Annotated in this window: 1 protein-coding gene and 1 pseudogene; one reads left to right on the top strand and one right to left on the bottom strand. The window is 64.0% G+C overall.

The genetic code is table 11. The annotated features are described in order from the left end of the window. Nucleotides 1-38 precede the first annotated feature (38 nt). Nucleotides 39-1,391: a phosphoglucosamine mutase gene (gene glmM, locus AC0L3D_RS36585; protein WP_473609525.1), complete on the top strand. Its 1,353-nt coding sequence runs from the start codon at nt 39-41 to the stop codon at nt 1,389-1,391. Nucleotides 1,392-1,395: 4 nt separating this feature from the next. Here the strand turns inward: glmM and AC0L3D_RS36580 are convergent. Then, nucleotides 1,396-1,555 (bottom strand): annotated as a pseudogene (locus AC0L3D_RS36580) (IS6 family transposase); the annotation flags it as partial.

The raw sequence follows: 1,555 nt of genomic DNA, 5'->3' as shown, positions 1-1,555 counted from the left end.
GACACTTGGGTGAATCATATATGGGCACGTCGAGTAAGATGACGAGACGATATTTCGGAACGGACGGGATCCGGGGAGGGGCCAACAAATTTCCGATGACCGCCGAGGTTGCGATGAAGGTCGGCATGGCTGCCGGCCTGTCGTTCCAGCGCGGCCACCATCGCCATCGCGTCGTGCTCGGCAAGGATACGCGGCTGTCGGGCTATATGATCGAGAACGCGCTGGTCGCGGGCTTCTGTGCCGCCGGCATGGATGTGTTCCTGCTGGGGCCGATTCCGACGCCGGCGGTCGCCATGCTGGCGCGGTCGCTGCGCGCCGATATCGGCGTGATGATCTCGGCCTCGCACAACCCCTATTACGATAACGGCATCAAGCTGTTCGGCCCCGACGGCTACAAGCTGTCGGACGAGATCGAAATGCGCATCGAGGCGCTGCTCGACCAGGATGTCGACATTTCGCTGGCCGACGCGGATGGGCTCGGGCGCGCCAAGCGCGTGGACGGCGTGCACGACCGCTATATCGAATTCGCCAAGCGCACTCTGCCGCGGTCCATGTCGCTGGCGGGCCTGCGCATCGTGGTCGATTGCGCCAACGGCGCCGCCTACAAGGTGGCGCCGGCAGCGCTTTGGGAACTCGGCGCCGAGGTCATCACCATCAACAACGAGCCGAACGGCTTCAACATCAACGAGGAATGCGGTTCGACGCACCCGGTGGGCCTCTCCAAGAAGGTTCATGAAGTGCGCGCCGACATCGGCATAGCGCTCGATGGCGACGCCGACCGCGTGGTCATCGTCGACGAGAACGGCGCTGTCGTCGACGGCGACCAGATCATGGCGCTGATCGCCGAATCCTGGCATCAGAGCGGCCGCCTGGCAGGCGGCGGCGTCGTCGCCACCGTCATGTCCAATCTTGGCCTCGAACGCTTCCTCGGTGAAGCCGGCCTGCAACTTCACCGAACCCAGGTCGGCGACCGTTACGTGGTCGAGCACATGCGCGCGCATGGGCTGAATGTCGGCGGCGAGCAGTCCGGCCATATCGTGCTGTCTGATTTCTCCACCACCGGCGACGGGCTGGTCTCGGCGCTGCAGGTGCTGGCCTGCATCAAGCGCCAGAACAAGCCGGTCAGCGAGATCTGCAAAAAGTTCGAGCCGGTGCCGCAGCTCATGAAGAATGTGCGCTTTTCCGGCGGCGAGCCCCTGGAGACAGCACCCGTCAAGGCCGCGATCGAGGATGCCCGCAACCGGCTCGGCAAGTCCGGCCGCCTAGTGATCCGGCCTTCCGGCACCGAGCCCCTGATTCGGGTTATGGCCGAGGGCGACGACCAGAAGCTGGTCGAGACGGTGGTGAACGACATCGTCGGCGTCATGGCCGAGATCAAGACCGCTGCCTAGACGAGCGGCGATTGATGCGCCGATGGTCCTGCTCGATCCAATTGTTGAGGTACTTGCTCTTGCGGATGCGGATCGGCTTCAGCGCTCGTCGCGATCGATTCCGCAGACGGTGTTCGGCGTCGCAGGAAATGATCGCCTCATGATTGGTCGGGCTGCCGTCGATG

The organism is Mesorhizobium sp. WSM4837 (genome assembly GCF_055811435.1).
This window is presented reverse-complemented; position numbering and strand designations above follow the sequence as displayed.